The organism is Acidovorax sp. (assembly GCF_046341535.1).
Lineage (GTDB): Bacteria > Pseudomonadota > Gammaproteobacteria > Burkholderiales > Burkholderiaceae_C > Acidovorax.
Map to the genome: position 1 here is coordinate 1 of NZ_JBKDRI010000090.1, position 13,208 is coordinate 13,208.

11 protein-coding genes and 2 pseudogenes are annotated in these 13,208 nt (G+C 66.2%); 5 read left to right on the forward strand and 8 right to left on the reverse strand.

Features of this window, described 5'->3' with window-relative positions; genetic code table 11:
- Positions 1–143 precede the first annotated feature (143 nt).
- From ACK543_RS06200 to ACK543_RS06210, 3 genes are all read right to left on the reverse strand, one after another.
- A complete protein-coding gene (locus ACK543_RS06200; RefSeq protein ID WP_409941980.1) occupies positions 144–2,234 on the reverse strand; it encodes an FAD-dependent oxidoreductase in 2,091 nt (696 codons plus the stop codon).
- A 175-nt stretch (positions 2,235–2,409) separates the two neighbouring features.
- Positions 2,410–2,634 (reverse strand): SlyX family protein, encoded by a 225-nt coding sequence (locus tag ACK543_RS06205; RefSeq protein WP_409941981.1) that lies wholly within the window; start codon positions 2,632–2,634, stop codon positions 2,410–2,412.
- 2 nt (positions 2,635–2,636) lie between these two features.
- The gene (locus ACK543_RS06210; protein WP_409941982.1) at positions 2,637–3,827 is read right to left on the reverse strand and encodes a PLP-dependent aminotransferase family protein; all 1,191 of its coding nucleotides are present in this window, start codon (positions 3,825–3,827) and stop codon (positions 2,637–2,639) included.
- A gap of 141 nt (positions 3,828–3,968) precedes the next feature.
- Here ACK543_RS06210 and nth point away from each other — a divergent pair, with 141 nt between their 5' ends.
- On the forward strand, positions 3,969–4,610 hold the full coding sequence (gene nth / locus ACK543_RS06215; RefSeq protein ID WP_409941983.1) for an endonuclease III: 642 nt from the start codon (positions 3,969–3,971) through the stop codon (positions 4,608–4,610).
- Between the two features lie 28 nt (positions 4,611–4,638).
- Positions 4,639–4,803, forward strand: a pseudogene (locus ACK543_RS06220) (transposase); the annotation flags it as partial.
- A 232-nt stretch (positions 4,804–5,035) separates the two neighbouring features.
- Here ACK543_RS06220 and ACK543_RS06225 read toward each other — a convergent pair.
- Positions 5,036–5,719 (reverse strand): hypothetical protein, encoded by a 684-nt coding sequence (locus ACK543_RS06225; protein WP_409941984.1) that lies wholly within the window; start codon positions 5,717–5,719, stop codon positions 5,036–5,038.
- 163 nt (positions 5,720–5,882) lie between these two features.
- Between ACK543_RS06225 and ACK543_RS06230 the strand changes: the two genes are divergently transcribed.
- Together ACK543_RS06230 and ACK543_RS06235 are read left to right on the forward strand one after the other, a co-directional pair.
- Entirely contained in the window at positions 5,883–6,266 is a 384-nt protein-coding gene (locus ACK543_RS06230) for a phage integrase N-terminal SAM-like domain-containing protein (RefSeq protein WP_409942010.1), read from the forward strand.
- A pseudogene (locus tag ACK543_RS06235) lies at positions 6,227–6,361 on the forward strand (tyrosine-type recombinase/integrase); the annotation flags it as partial. The gene ACK543_RS06230 and the pseudogene ACK543_RS06235, both read left to right, overlap by 40 nt.
- A gap of 132 nt (positions 6,362–6,493) precedes the next feature.
- Here the strand turns inward: ACK543_RS06235 and ACK543_RS06240 are convergent.
- Complete coding sequence (locus ACK543_RS06240) at positions 6,494–9,169, reverse strand: FtsX-like permease family protein (RefSeq protein WP_409941985.1); 2,676 nt, start codon at positions 9,167–9,169, stop codon at positions 6,494–6,496.
- Between the two features lie 192 nt (positions 9,170–9,361).
- On the opposite strand from ACK543_RS06240, the gene ACK543_RS06245 reads away from it, so the two are divergent.
- Positions 9,362–9,790: an Hsp20/alpha crystallin family protein gene (locus ACK543_RS06245; RefSeq protein ID WP_409941986.1), complete on the forward strand. Its 429-nt coding sequence runs from the start codon at positions 9,362–9,364 to the stop codon at positions 9,788–9,790.
- A gap of 443 nt (positions 9,791–10,233) precedes the next feature.
- Here ACK543_RS06245 and ACK543_RS06250 read toward each other — a convergent pair whose 3' ends face one another.
- Genes ACK543_RS06250 through ACK543_RS06260 form a run of 3 tightly spaced genes read right to left on the reverse strand, consistent with a single transcriptional unit; the run spans position 10,234 to position 13,161 of the window.
- Positions 10,234–10,905 (reverse strand): ABC transporter ATP-binding protein, encoded by a 672-nt coding sequence (locus ACK543_RS06250; protein WP_409941987.1) that lies wholly within the window; start codon positions 10,903–10,905, stop codon positions 10,234–10,236.
- Positions 10,902–11,933, reverse strand: coding sequence for a tRNA (adenosine(37)-N6)-dimethylallyltransferase MiaA (gene miaA / locus ACK543_RS06255; protein WP_409941988.1), 1,032 nt, complete (start codon positions 11,931–11,933; stop codon positions 10,902–10,904). Before miaA ends, ACK543_RS06250 begins: the two co-directional genes overlap by 4 nt.
- A complete protein-coding gene (locus tag ACK543_RS06260; protein WP_409941989.1) occupies positions 11,920–13,161 on the reverse strand; it encodes a multidrug effflux MFS transporter in 1,242 nt (413 codons plus the stop codon). Before ACK543_RS06260 ends, miaA begins: the two co-directional genes overlap by 14 nt.
- Positions 13,162–13,208: the final 47 nt, after the last annotated feature.

Below are 13,208 nucleotides of genomic sequence, written 5' to 3' on the forward strand. Positions count from 1 at the left end.
AAGCGAAAATCGGCGAGAGCGAGGACAGTTTTTGCCGAATTTGCAGCCCCATAGCCGAGCTATGGGGCAAAAAGGCGGTTAAAAATGGACCGCTGCGGTCGATTTGCAGCCGACGATTTCCAAGTCCGACAGGCTCCTAGACCTCACAGGCGCGCCGCCAGCCGGGCTGCCTGGTCGATGGCGCGCTTGGCATCGAGCTCGCCAGCCTCCAGGGCACCGCCGATCCGGTGCGGCTTGCGGCCCGCGGCCTCCAGGTCCTGCGCCAGACGAAACAGCGGCACCTGTCCGGCGCACAGCACCACGGTGTCGCACGGGATCCAGGTGGGGTCCTCATGCTTGTCGCCGTAGGACACCAGCAGCCCCTCGTCGCCGATGCGCTCGTAGTTCACGCCGCTCACCATCTGCACGCCCTTCATCTTGAGCGTGGTGCGGTGGATCCAGCCGGTGGTCTTGCCCAGGCCCGCGCCCAGCTTGCCCTTCTTGCGCTGCAGCAGCGTCACCTGCCGTGCGGCTGGTGACGGGCGGGGGCCGCTGGCAGCCAGGCCGCCGCGTGCCTCGGCCGGGTCGGTGATACCCCACTCGGCCTTCCAGGCGGGCAGGTCCAGCGTGGTGCAAGGGTGGTCGCCATGCGTCAGGAATTCCGCCACATCAAACCCGATGCCCCCAGCACCGATGATGGCCACGCGCTGACCCACCGGCTTGCCGTGCCTGAGCACATCGATGTAGCTCAACACCTTGGGGTGATGCTGGCCGGGGATCCTGGGGTCGCGCGGCTCCACGCCGGTGGCGATCACCACCTCGTCGAAGTCCGTCAGGTCGGCGGCCTGCACGCGCTGGTTCAGGTGCAGGTGTACGCCCGTGTCCTCCACGCGGTTGGCCAGGTAGCGCAGCATCTCGTGAAACTCTTCTTTGCCCGGCACCACCTTGGCCATGTTCAGTTGCCCGCCGATGGCGGCCGCAGCATCGAACAGATGCACCTCATGCCCGCGCTCGGCCGCGACGGTGGCAGCCGTCAGGCCCGCAGGCCCGGCACCCACCACGGCAATGCGCTTTTTGGCGGTGGGCATGGTGATGGGCTGGTAGACCAGCTCCGTCTCATGGCAGGCCCGCGGGTTCACCAGGCAACTGCTGATCTTGTTCTGGAACACATGGTCCAGGCAGGCCTGGTTGCAGGCAATGCAGGTGTTGATGCGGTCGGCCTTGCCCGCCGCCGCCTTTTTGACAAAGGCCGGATCGGCCAGCAGTGGCCGCGCCATCGACACCATGTCGGCGCAGCCCTCAGCCAGCACACGCTCGGCCACCTCGGGCGTGTTGATGCGGTTGGACGTGACCAGCGGCGTGGCGATGCCCGCAGCGGCAAACTCGGCCTTCATCTTCTGCGTGACCCACGCAAACGCCGCGCGCGGCACGCTGGTGGCGATGGTGGGCACGCGGGCCTTGTGCCAGCCAATGCCGGTGTTGACGATGGTGGCCCCGCCCGTAGCCACCGCCTTGCCCAGGGCGACGATTTCGTCCCAAGCGCTGCCGCCGGGCACCAGGTCGATCATCGACAGGCGGTAGATGATGATGAAGTCCGGCCCCACGGCCTCGCGCATGCGGCCGATGATCTCCACCGGCAGGCGCATGCGGTGGCTGTAGTCGCCACCCCATTCATCCTGGCGAAGGTTGGTAGCCTGCGACAGAAACTGGTTAATGAGATACCCCTCCGAGCCCATCACCTCCACGCCGTCATAACCGGCCTCGCGCGCCTTCGCGGCGCAGTTCACGAAGGCGCGAATCTGACGCTCCACCCCGCGCGCTGACAGCGCAAACGGCGTGAACGGCGATATGGGCGACTGCAGCCGTGAGGGGGCCACGGCCAGCGGGTGGTAGGCATAGCGGCCGGTGTGCAGGATTTGCAGCGCGATCTTGCCGCCCGCGCCGTGCACCGCATCGGTCACCACCCGGTGGCGTCTGGCCGCACCCGAGGTGGCCAGCGTGCCCGCAAACGGCTTGGCCCAGCCCGCGATGTTGGGCGCAAACCCGCCCGTCACGATCAGGCCCACATCGCCCTCGGCCCGCTCACGAAAGTACGCCGCCATGCGCGTGAGGTCACGCCCCTCTTCCAGCCCGGTGTGCATGGACCCCATGAGCACGCGGTTCTTGAGGGTGGTGAACCCCAGGTCCAGAGGCGCCAGCAGGTGGGGGTACAGGGCGGCGCCGGGTAGGGGTGCGGTGGTGGCAGGTGGATGCATGGCGTCTCGTCACGGGTACAGGGTGATTGGGGGACGATATGCTTGAATCGCATTCCATGGCAAGCCACCGCCCTGGCCTGCGCGGCCGAAGCTGGCGCAAATGCCGGCAGCATCGATGAACGGATGGGGCGTCACCACCACCCCGGCGGGCGACGAACCGGTGCAATGCACCTGCTCAATAGTGCGGAGGCAATTCGTCTCGCAGATTGCGCGCCGCGCCCGAACCAGCCTCGGGTGTCTGCTTGCGCAGTTCGATGACCTTGCGCGTCAGCCCGTCGATCAATTGCTGCTGCTGATAGATCGTCAGGTTGAGCTGGTCCAGCAGATCTTCCATGAAGCTGGTCTTGATCTCGAGCGCTTCGAGGCGCCGGATGGTGTCTTCGAGCGTGGCGTGGGGCATGGTCAGATCGCCTGACCCAGGCGCGCCACACCTTCGCGGATCTTGTGCACATCGGCTGTGGCAAACGACAGGCGGAAGGTGGCGTGGTCGGGGTTGGCGCAATAAAACGGCGTACCGGGCACAAAGGCCACGCCCTTGTCGATCGCGCGTTTGGCCAGCACGTTGCCATCGGCCACCTTGCCGCCCGCGCCGGTCAGGCGCGCCCATACAAACAGGCCACCCTGCGGCTGCACGAAGTCGATGGCGTCGCCCAGATCGTGCCGCAGTGCATCGCCCATGGCCTGGGCGCGCTCTGCATACACCGTGCGCACCTTGGCCAGTGTGGCTGGCATGCGGCCCGCCTTGAGGTACTGGGCAGCGGTGGCCTGGGCAAAGGTGCTGGTATGGGCGTCGCTGAATTGCTTGCACATGGTGGCCTTGGCCAGCAGATCAGCCGGGCCAATCATCCAGCCCACGCGCAGGCCGGGCGACAGCACCTTGCTCAAGGAGCCGCAGTGCACCAGCAGCTCGCGGCTGCCGGGCACCGAGGCCGACAGGGCCAGCAAGCTGGGTGGCGGCGCATCGCCAAAGTACAGGTCGCCGTAGGGGTCGTCCTCGACGATCAGCGTGTTGTGCCGCACCGCCATGTCCAGCACCGCCTTGCGGCGCTCGGCGCTCAGCATGGCACCGCTGGGGTTGCCAAACGTGGGGATCAGATAGACAAACTTTGGCTTATGCTCGGCAATCAGCTGATCCAGCGCGTCGGTCTTGACGCCATGGCCGTCGATCGGCGCACTGATGAGTTCTGCGCCATACAGGCGAAAACACTGGATGGTGGCCAGGAAGGTTGGGCCTTCGACGATGACCTTGTCGCCGGGCGAAATCAGCGTCTTGCCCAGCAAATCCAGCGCCTGCTGGCTGCCCGTGGTCACGATGAGATTTTCGGCAGCGACCTCTTTCGCACCCTTGCTGGCCATGAAGGCGGCCAGTTGTTCGCGCAGCGGCTGGTAGCCCTCGGTGGCACCGTATTGGAGCGCGGCACCGGGTTCTTCGGTCAGGGCGGCATTGCTGGCGGCGCGGATGCCTTCCACGTCAAACATGGCGCTGTCCGGAAATCCCCCCGCAAAGCTGATGATGCCGGGCTTGCCCAGCAGCTTGAACAGTTCGCGGATGGCAGAGGTTTCTACGTTGTTGAGGCGATCGGCAAATTGCATGGCGCGGGCAGGGTGCAGAGGTTGGATGAACTCTGCATTGTCGCCAATCGGCAAGCAGTTTTCCTGCGGCTTACACTGCGCACGCCCGCGCCACTGTCATCCTGCGGCATTTGATTGCCTGCCATCACCTGCGCAAAAGCCATGAAAACCGCCTGCATCGAGCCATTTTTTGCCACCCTGAAAGCAGCCAACCCCCTGCCCAACACCGAGCTGGAGTACACCACGGTGTTCGAACTGCTGACCGCTGTGTTGCTGTCGGCCCAGGCCACCGACGTGGGGGTGAACAAGGCCACGCGCAAGCTCTTTCCCGTGGCCAATACGCCGCAGGCCATCCTGGACCTGGGGCTTGATGGCCTGGAGAGCTATATCAAGACCATTGGCCTGTACAAAAGCAAGGCCCGTCACCTGATGCAAACCTGCCGCATCCTGGTGGAGCAGCACGCAGGCGTGGTGCCGCGCACGCGCGAGGCGCTGGAGGCTCTGCCCGGGGTGGGACGCAAGACCGCTAACGTGGTGCTCAACGTGGCCTTTGGCCAGCCCACCATGGCGGTGGATACGCACATTTTTCGTGTGAGCAACCGCACCGGTCTGGCACCCGGAAAAAGCCCGCTGGCCGTGGAACAGCAACTGATGAAACGCGTGCCCCCCGCCTATGCGGTGGACTCCCACCACTGGCTCATCCTGCACGGGCGCTACGTATGCCAGGCCCGCAAGCCGCGATGCTGGGAATGCGCCGTCGCCACGTATTGCGACTACCGCCCCAAGAACCTCACTCCGAGTTGAGGGTTGCAGATCAGCTCGACGCGCATGTTGGTGTGATGACCGGATCAAAGCCCATGGCAAGTCCAGCGCCGCCGTTGCCAGCGCCGGGCAGCTCATGGGCGTAGGGCGGGTGACTGCTTCGGCAGTCGTTGCCACCGTGGGAGACTTCAGGCAGTTCAAAAACGGCGCGCAGTTCGGTGCGTGGCTCGCTCTTGAACAGGTCGTCAGACAGATCGGCTGCCTGGAGCGAGGGAGAAAGTGAAAGCTTGCAGCCAGCACGCGCTGCAAAACCATCGGCAGGCCACCAAGGTCTGCCCACCGCACCCCGCTCCATCGGATCAATCTACAGGGGCACAACTTCCCACTTCAGCTTCCACCACCGGGCTTGTCCAACAAACGGATCAGATCGCGGCTTCGCGCGATCTATCCTTACTCGTTGGGCCTCGCTAGCGGCAATTGATCAGACTGCCATCGAACATGAAGTACACCGACCTGCCTCCTGCGGTGTATTCGCCATTACCGGCTTCTCGAACCGTGCCATGATGTGCCAATCGTCGGAGGCGCTCCGCCTTTGCTAGGCCCGGGGCGCAGTGGTCAAGTGTCGGTTGAGATGGAGTTGTGGACGCTACTGAAGTTGGCGCAGCTGCCTTGACATCGAGTGTCCAACCAACTTGAAGTCGTCCAAAGCGCTTGTAGGCGTCTAAGGCAAGGTAGTCGTCAAACTGATGCTCAAGTCCAGCCACCTCGCCACCCTTGCCAACAATCTTTGTGAACTCCGAGACCTTAATGGCTTTAGCAAAGACTCTGAATCCGTCGCTGTCCACGAACTCAATCGTGAACTGAGCATCGCTGTTCTTGGGTGCCGATAGGTATGGCGGAAAGCCTGTTACCTCGATCTGAGAGAGAAGCTTCCGGTCGACGAGTTTGGTTCTCGCGCGTAGGTCCAGCGATAAGGGTTCCTGCAAATTGACCTTCCATTCTTTCACCGCCTCAAACGGTCTCGCCTGCTGCTTCTCATAGGCCTCGCTTCCCCACGTGAACGCAGCGACTGCCAAGGTTAGTGCCAAGAGCGCGAGAAAGATCGCAACCGCGGTGCGGGCCGATGCTTTGAAGAAGTCCTTAAGCGTCAATTCATATCTCCGGGGGCCGACAGTGGGAATGTCGATTGTGAGGCCCAACTTGTGGTTTATCTGACCAAACACCGGATACCCAGAACCGCAGTCGTTAAACAAAGCCGCATGACGTCCCCAAAAAGTGTTTGATATCAATCCTGTAGAGCATCATACTGGATGCATGAACAGGTATAACAGATCTGACAAACCTGACTGGGTACCTCCCCGGTCCGTCAAGCTGCTCGATCAGGTGCGCGAACGCATTCGCTACCTGCATTACAGCCTACAGACTGAAAAAGCATATGTCTACTGGGCCAAGGCATTTGTATTGTGGACGGCCCGCAGCCAGGGTGGTTTTCGGCATCCGCGCGACATGGGGCAGGCCGAAGTTGAAGGCTTTCTGACCATGCTGGCAACGGAGAAACAGGTTTCTCCCGCAACACACCGGCAAGCGCTCAATGCACCGTTGTTCTTGTATCGGCAGCTACTGGGCACGGAGTTGCCTTGGATGGACATTGGCCGGCCATCCGTACCGTGCAGGAGTTGCTGGGGCATTCGGACGTGAGCACGACGATGATCTACACCCATGTCCTGAAAGTCGCTGCCGGAGGCACCTCCAGCCCGCTGGACTCTTTGGCCTTGCACTTGTCGCCTGGCTGAATGACGGCTCTTGCACTTTCATCTGGGTGGCTACTCAGGGTCGATCGCGGTCACAGGTGGGCGAAGAGCCTTTGGCTGAGGAGGCGAGGCCACCAGTGGTAGCAGACTTGGGGTGCCTGCACGCTGCAACCCCTACCAATCTTCCTTCACCGCCATCACCGCATCCCGCCCCGCTGCGGCCCGCCCCGCCAGCCACGCGGTCACGGTGCCCGAGACGATCACCGCCAGGCACAGCGCAAACAGCCGCGGCCCGGGCAGGCTCAGGTCCATGGTCCAGTGAAAGCTTTGGGGGTTGACCACATGCACCAGCACCACAGATACCACAATGCCCAGCGCCAGCCCTGCGGCTGCGCCCACCCCAGTCCACGCAGCGCCTTCGCCCGCCACCACGGCCAGGATCTGGCGGCGGGTGAGGCCCAGGTGGGCGAGCAGGCCAAACTCTTTGCGGCGGGCCAGCACCTGGGCGCTGAAGCTGGCGGCCACGCCAAACAGGCCGATTCCGATGGCCACGGCTTGCAGCCAGTAGGTGACGGCGAAGCTGCGGTCAAAGATGTGCAGCGAGCGTTCGCGGATGGTGGACGAGGACACGAATTCCACCAGCGCTGCGCCGGTCGTGCCGTTCGAACCGGTCGCACCCGTAGCCTCTGGCCCTGCCGCCACGCTACCCACCTGTGCCGCCAGCGTGCGGATCGACTGCTGCAGCGCGGCCAGGTCTGCTCCTTTGCTGGGCCACAGGGCCAGGTCGCTGGTGCGGGCGTCGCCCGTCAGCGCCAGCCACACGGCGCGGTCCATGACGACAGCGCCCGACTGGCGGGCATAGTCGCGCCAGACGCCTGCTATAAAAAACGTAGCTACTGAGGCAATAGAATCGTGCGTAACCGCCCCAAAAGATCTTGAAAGTGCGGGCCAGTCCATGCCGGGTGACAGGCCGTACAGGTCCACCACGGCCTCGCTGATGTACACGGCGGTGCGACCGGGCGGCACCGCCAGGGGTTCACCCACCAGCGGCAGGTGCTGGCCGGGGTTGCTGCCCAGCGGGCGGCTCAGCACCATCAGCGCGGGGCGGGTGGGCGCGAGTTGCAAGGGGCTGGCGCGCAGGGGCTGCACACGGTCCAGCCCCGGAAGCCGGGCCACGGCTTCGGCAAAGGCGGCGGGCAGCAGCGCGGCGTCGCTGCCGGCCTCGCTCTGGGCGGATCGCACGTACAGCGGCGACGGCAGCACGGCATCAAGCCACTGCGTGACCGATCCGCGAAAGCTCGAGACCATCACCGTCAGCGCCACGGCCAGGCTCAGGCTGGCCACCACGCCGCCCACGGCAATGGCGGCGCTGCCGCGCATGCGCCGCGCGCGCTCCAGCGCCAGCAGGGGCAGCACGTGCCGGGCTGCCAGCGGCTGCAGGGCGTGCAGGGCGCGTGCCATGGCCCAGGGCAGCAGGGCAATGCCGCCCACCAGCAGCAGTGCGATGGCGATGTATGCCGCCAGCGGCAGGCCCCATACCGGCGGCACCAGCGTGAGCAGGCCGCCCGTCGCCAGCAGGCCGGCACCCAGCCAGGGTGTTTCGGCGGCGCTGGCCCCTGCGCCCAGGCCCTTGAGCGTTTGCGCGGGCGGCAGGCGCTGCGCTGCCCGCGCGGGCCACCAGCCACCCGCCAGCGCGGCGGCGATGCCCAGGGCACCGTAGACCAGGGCGGCAGGCGCGCTCCACTGCAGCGCGGGCTGCACGCCCGAGAAGTAGCCACCGCCCAGATCCCCGCCCAGCAGTCGCAGCGCGATGGCGGCCAGGGCCGTGCCCAGCGCAATGCCAGCGGCGCTGCCGGCCAGCCCCAGCGCGGCCGATTCGGCCAGCACCAGCAGCAGCCGCTGGCGCGGCGTGGCGCCCAGCACGGCCAGCAGTGCGAATTGCGGCGAGCGCTGGGCCACACTGAGCGCCAGCACCGAGAACACCAGGAAAGCGCCGGTGAACAGCGCCACCAGCGCCAGCACCGTCAGGTTGACGCGGTACGCGCGCGAGAGGTTGCTGATGCGCTGGGCCGCATCCCCCGGCTGGGCAAAGCTGACGTTGGCAGGCCAGCCCGCCTGGGCCTGCAGGTCGCGCTGCCAGGCCGCGTGATCGGTGCCGGGGCGCAGTTGCACGTCGATGCGGCTGAGCTGCCCGGCGCGGTCAAACAGGTCTTGCGCTGCGCCAATGTCCATCACCGCCAACGGCGCGCCACCTGCGGTCACGGTGCCGCCCACCCTCACATCCAGGCGCTGCAACCCGGCTTGCAGGGTGATGTGCGGCAGCGTGTCGGCGGGCTCGGTGGGCAGGCCCAGTGCTTGCAGGGCCGCGGCGTTCAGGAACACGGTGGCGGGCGCAAACAGCACCAGGCGGTCGGCCCCGGGCCAGGGGCGCGGCGCGAGCGCGGGGGCCATGGCGGGCACCAGCAATGCATCGGCACCCAGCACGCGCAGGGGTGTGCGGGCTGGGGTGGCGTCTGGGCGCCCTGGCACCTGCGCGGCCGCATCTGCAGCGCTGCGCTGCGCCAGCGCTGAAAGCTCCAGCAGGGGGCTTGCGCGGGTGACGCCGGGGTGGGTGGCCACGCGTTCGTACAGCGCCTCGGGCAGGCTGCCTTGCATGGCGCGCAATTCCAGGTCGGGCTGGCCATTGACGGCACGCACGGCCTGCGAAAACTCATCCAGCGCCGACGCATTGATGACATGCACGGCAAACGCCAGTGCCACGCCCAGCATCACCGCAGCCACTGCGGCGGCGCTGCGCCAGGGGTGGTGGCGCAGGTCCTGCCAGGAAAAGGTACAGAGCAAAGCGCGCATGGCCGGATTGTCGCGCCGTGGCTTGGGGCCCGGGTTGTTGAGGCAGATCAACCCTTGTGCTGGCAGCCCTTGAACGCGCACCAAGGCAGGCCTATGTTCGAGCCAGGGGGGCATTGAAGGCCCGCCCTGCTGGCGAACATGGCTTGGCGCAAGCTGTTTTACCACCCCTTTTTTTACACAAGGAGCAACACCATGAACTCTCTCGTGACACGCAGCAGTCTTTTGGATGACTTTTTCAAAGACATCGCACCTGGGTTTTACGTGCGCCCGCTGCACGGCGAGGGCGTGCCTTCACCCTCGCAGATCAAGGTCGATGTGAAGGAAACGGACGCAGGCTATACGGTGAACGCCGAGATCCCTGGGGTGTCCCGGCAAGACATCCATGTATCGGTGGAAAACAACGTGGTGAGCCTGAGCGCCGAGGTGCGCCAGCACGATGAAAAGCGCGAGGGCGAGCGGGTGCTGCGGTCTGAGCGCTACTTTGGTTCCGTATCGCGCAGCTTCCAGTTGCCGGGCGATGTGGATGCCGGTCGGGCCAAGGCCAAGTACGACAACGGCGTGCTGGTGCTGACGCTGCCCAAAAAGGTGGGCACGGCGGGCCAGCGGCTGAACATCGAATAAGCCCCTGCGCGGGGGGGGGGGGGGGCGCAGCGCGGCCCTGGCCGCATAGTTCGGCAGGTCGGTCTTGTACGTTCCGAGACGTCCCATGCAGGCACACTGTTTGGGCTTTGAGTGACCAGTCCAATGAGCTCCGAGCGCTACACCCCTCGATGGAGCCGTGCTGCGGCACGCTGGCTGCATTGCTCCTCCTTGCGGGCACGCGCCCGCAGCTTCCTTGCGCCTTGCCAGCGCACCGCATCACCGCCCACTCGGGCGCATCCCTGGTGAAAGATGCGGGCCCTAGGAGCCTGTCGGACTTGGAAATCGTCGGCTGCAAGTTGACCGCAGCGGTCCATTTTTCTCCGTCTTTTGGCCCCATAGCTGGGCTATGGGGCTGCAAATCCGACAAAAACTGTCCTCGCCGGGGCCAATTTTCGCTTCGACGCTCCGAGTCCGACAGCCTCCTAGCCCCGAATACCGTCTGCCTGCAGGTGCAGCACCCGGTCGGCGCGCGCTGCGGCGGCCTCTGAGTGCGTGACGAGCAACAGCGATGCGCCATGCTCGCGCGTCTGCGCCACCAGCACGTCCATGACGCGGGCGGCCGTGGTGGGGTCGAGGTTGCCGGTGGGCTCGTCGGCCAACAGCAGGGCGGGGCGGTGCACCAGCGCGCGGGCGATTGCCACGCGCTGCAGTTGCCCGCCACTGAGCTGCTGGGGCAGGCGTGCGCCCAGCCCGGCAAGCCCCACGGCGTGCAGCATCTGCTCGACGCGGGCCGTGTCGTGATGGTTCAGGAGCATCAGCGGCAGGGCAATGTTTTGCGCCACATCCAGGTGCGGCAGCACATGAAACGCCTGGAACACAAAGCCCACATGGCTGCGCCGCCACAGGGCGCGGGCGGTCTCGTCCAGCGCGCCCAGGTCCACACCGCAAAGGGTGATGTGGCCCCGGTCCCAGTGGTCCAGGCCGGCCAGGCAGTTGAGCAAGGTGGACTTGCCCACGCCCGAGTCGCCCACGATGGCCACAAACTCGCCCGGGGCCACGTCAAAGTCCACACCCGAAAACACGGCGGTATCACCGTAGTGCTTGGCCAGTTGCGTCACGCGCAGTGCGCCTGGCAGTGGGGCTGGCGTTGTCATGCGGTGGCCTCCCGGTGTTGCGCCAGCCGCTGCAGCACAGCCTGCACCAGCATGGCCAGGGCCTGGGGCTGGTCGCAGGCGATGGCATGGCGCTGCGGCATGCTGCGCAGCCAGGTGATCTGCCGCTTGGCCAGCTGGCGCGTGGCGGCAATGCCGCGCTCGCGCAGGTGCACCAGATCGGGCGGTGAGCCGGGTGCGCGCGCGGCCTGGGCGTCCAGTGCTTCCCACACCTGCCGGTAGCCCACGCATCGCATGGAGGGCAGGTCCGGGTGCAGGTCGCCGCGCGCGCGCAGGGCGCGCACCTCGTCCACCAGGCCCGCGCACAGCATGGCGTCGAAACGCTGGGCGATGCGCTCGTGCAGCCAGGCCCGGTGGTCTGGTTCTAAGGAAAAAAGTGCGGTCGCGCTTGATGCGTATGGTTTGTTTGCTGCAAATTTAGTAGTATGGAAGCTCGACAGGGGCTTGCCCGTGATGTGCCACACCTCCAGCGCGCGCTGGATGCGCTGACTGTCGGCTGGTGCCAGGCGCGCGGCGGTGGTGGGGTCAATGCGGGCCAGCTCGGCATGCAGTGCGGGCCAGCCCTGCTCGCGGGCCTGCGCTTCCAGGCGGGCGCGCACGTCGGGGTTGGCGGCGGGCATGTCGTCCATGCCATCGAGCAGCGCTTTGAAATACAGCATGGTGCCGCCCACCAGCAGCGGCAACGCCCCGCGCGCCCGGATCTCGCCCATCAGGCGGGTGGCGTCTTGCACGAATTCGGCGGCGCTGTAGGCCTGCAGCGGGTCGCGGATGTCGATCAGGTGGTGGGGCACGGCCGCCAGCTCGTGGGCGGCGGGCTTGGCTGTGCCAATGTCCATGCCGCGATACACCAGGGCCGAATCGACGCTGATGATTTCGACCGGCTGGCCCTGGCGGCCCAGCACCGCCGCCAGCGCCAGGGCGCCCGCCGTTTTGCCCGAGGCCGTGGGTCCGGCCAGAGCGATGGCGGGTAGCGCCGGTGCGGGGTGCGCTGGGGCTTCAGGCGTGCTCACGGGGCTCCCCAAATTGTTGAACCAGCGTCCAGGAGATGGTGGCCAGCGCGACCGACCAGAACCAGATGCCGCCCACCAGCGGCCACACCGTGCCATCGAGCGCAACGCCCAGCCAGCCGCCGATGCCAAACGCCACCAGCATCATCATGAAACCATTGAGCGCCGATGCCACGCCCGCCGACCGTGGAAACGGCCCCACCGCGCCGCTTTGCCCGCAGGGTTGATGAATGCCATGGCCCAGCATGAACAGATAAAACGGGGCCATCAGCGCCCAGGGCTGGTGCCAGTCCGCAAAGGCCACCACGGCCATCAGCGTGCCGCCCGCCAGGCTGAGCCCACCGGCAATCGCCACCGTGCGCTGCAGGCCGTGGCGCGCCAGCAGCCCGCGGCACACAAAGGTGCCCGCAAAGTAGGCCGCGCAGGCCGATGCCATGACTGCGCCGTAATGCGTGCGGGTGATACCCAGCACGTCGATAAAGACGAACGATGAGGCCGCCAGAAAAGTGAACAGGCCACCGTAGCTGGCGGTGGTTTGCAGGGAAAAAGCCCAGAAAGTCGGGTTGCGTAAGATCATCATCCAGTGATGGACCAGCATGGCCGGTTGCAAGGCGCGTGGGTTGCGCTGCATGAGCGTCTCGGGCATGCGCCAGGCCACCAGCGCCAGCGTGGCGATGGCGTAGAGGGTCAGGGCGAACAGCGCGGCGCGCCAGCCCAGCCATTGACTGAGCAGACCACCCAGCGGCGCGCAGATGCAGGCCACGATGCCCAGGCCCGTCAGCGACTTGGACATGGCGCGCGCGCCCTCCAGCGGGGTGTACAGGTCGCGCACGATGGCGCGCGCGCTCATCACCACGGCCCCCATGGCCGCGCCCTGGGCGATGCGCCAGACGATCAGCAGCGCCATGGAAGGTGCCAACGCCGCCCCCAGCGAGGCGGCGGTGTAGATCGACAGCCCTGCGATCAGAATCGGCCGCCGCCCAAAGCGGTCTGACAGCGGCCCCCACACCATCTGTGACGCACCAAAGGCCAGCAACAGGCCGCTGAGGGTGAGCTGAGCGGCCGACAGCGTTGCGCCCAGGCTGCGGGTGAGCGCCGGCAGGGCGGGCAGGTACAGGTCGGTGGTGACGGGCTGGATACTGAGCAGCAGGGCCAGCACCAGGATGGCCAGGCCGGGCGGTACGGATGCCGGAACAGCCGCTGTCGCTGCGGTGGCGGAGGGGACAGACATAACCGGCGGAGGGTACCAGATGGCGATGCGGTCACCGCACGCGTTCA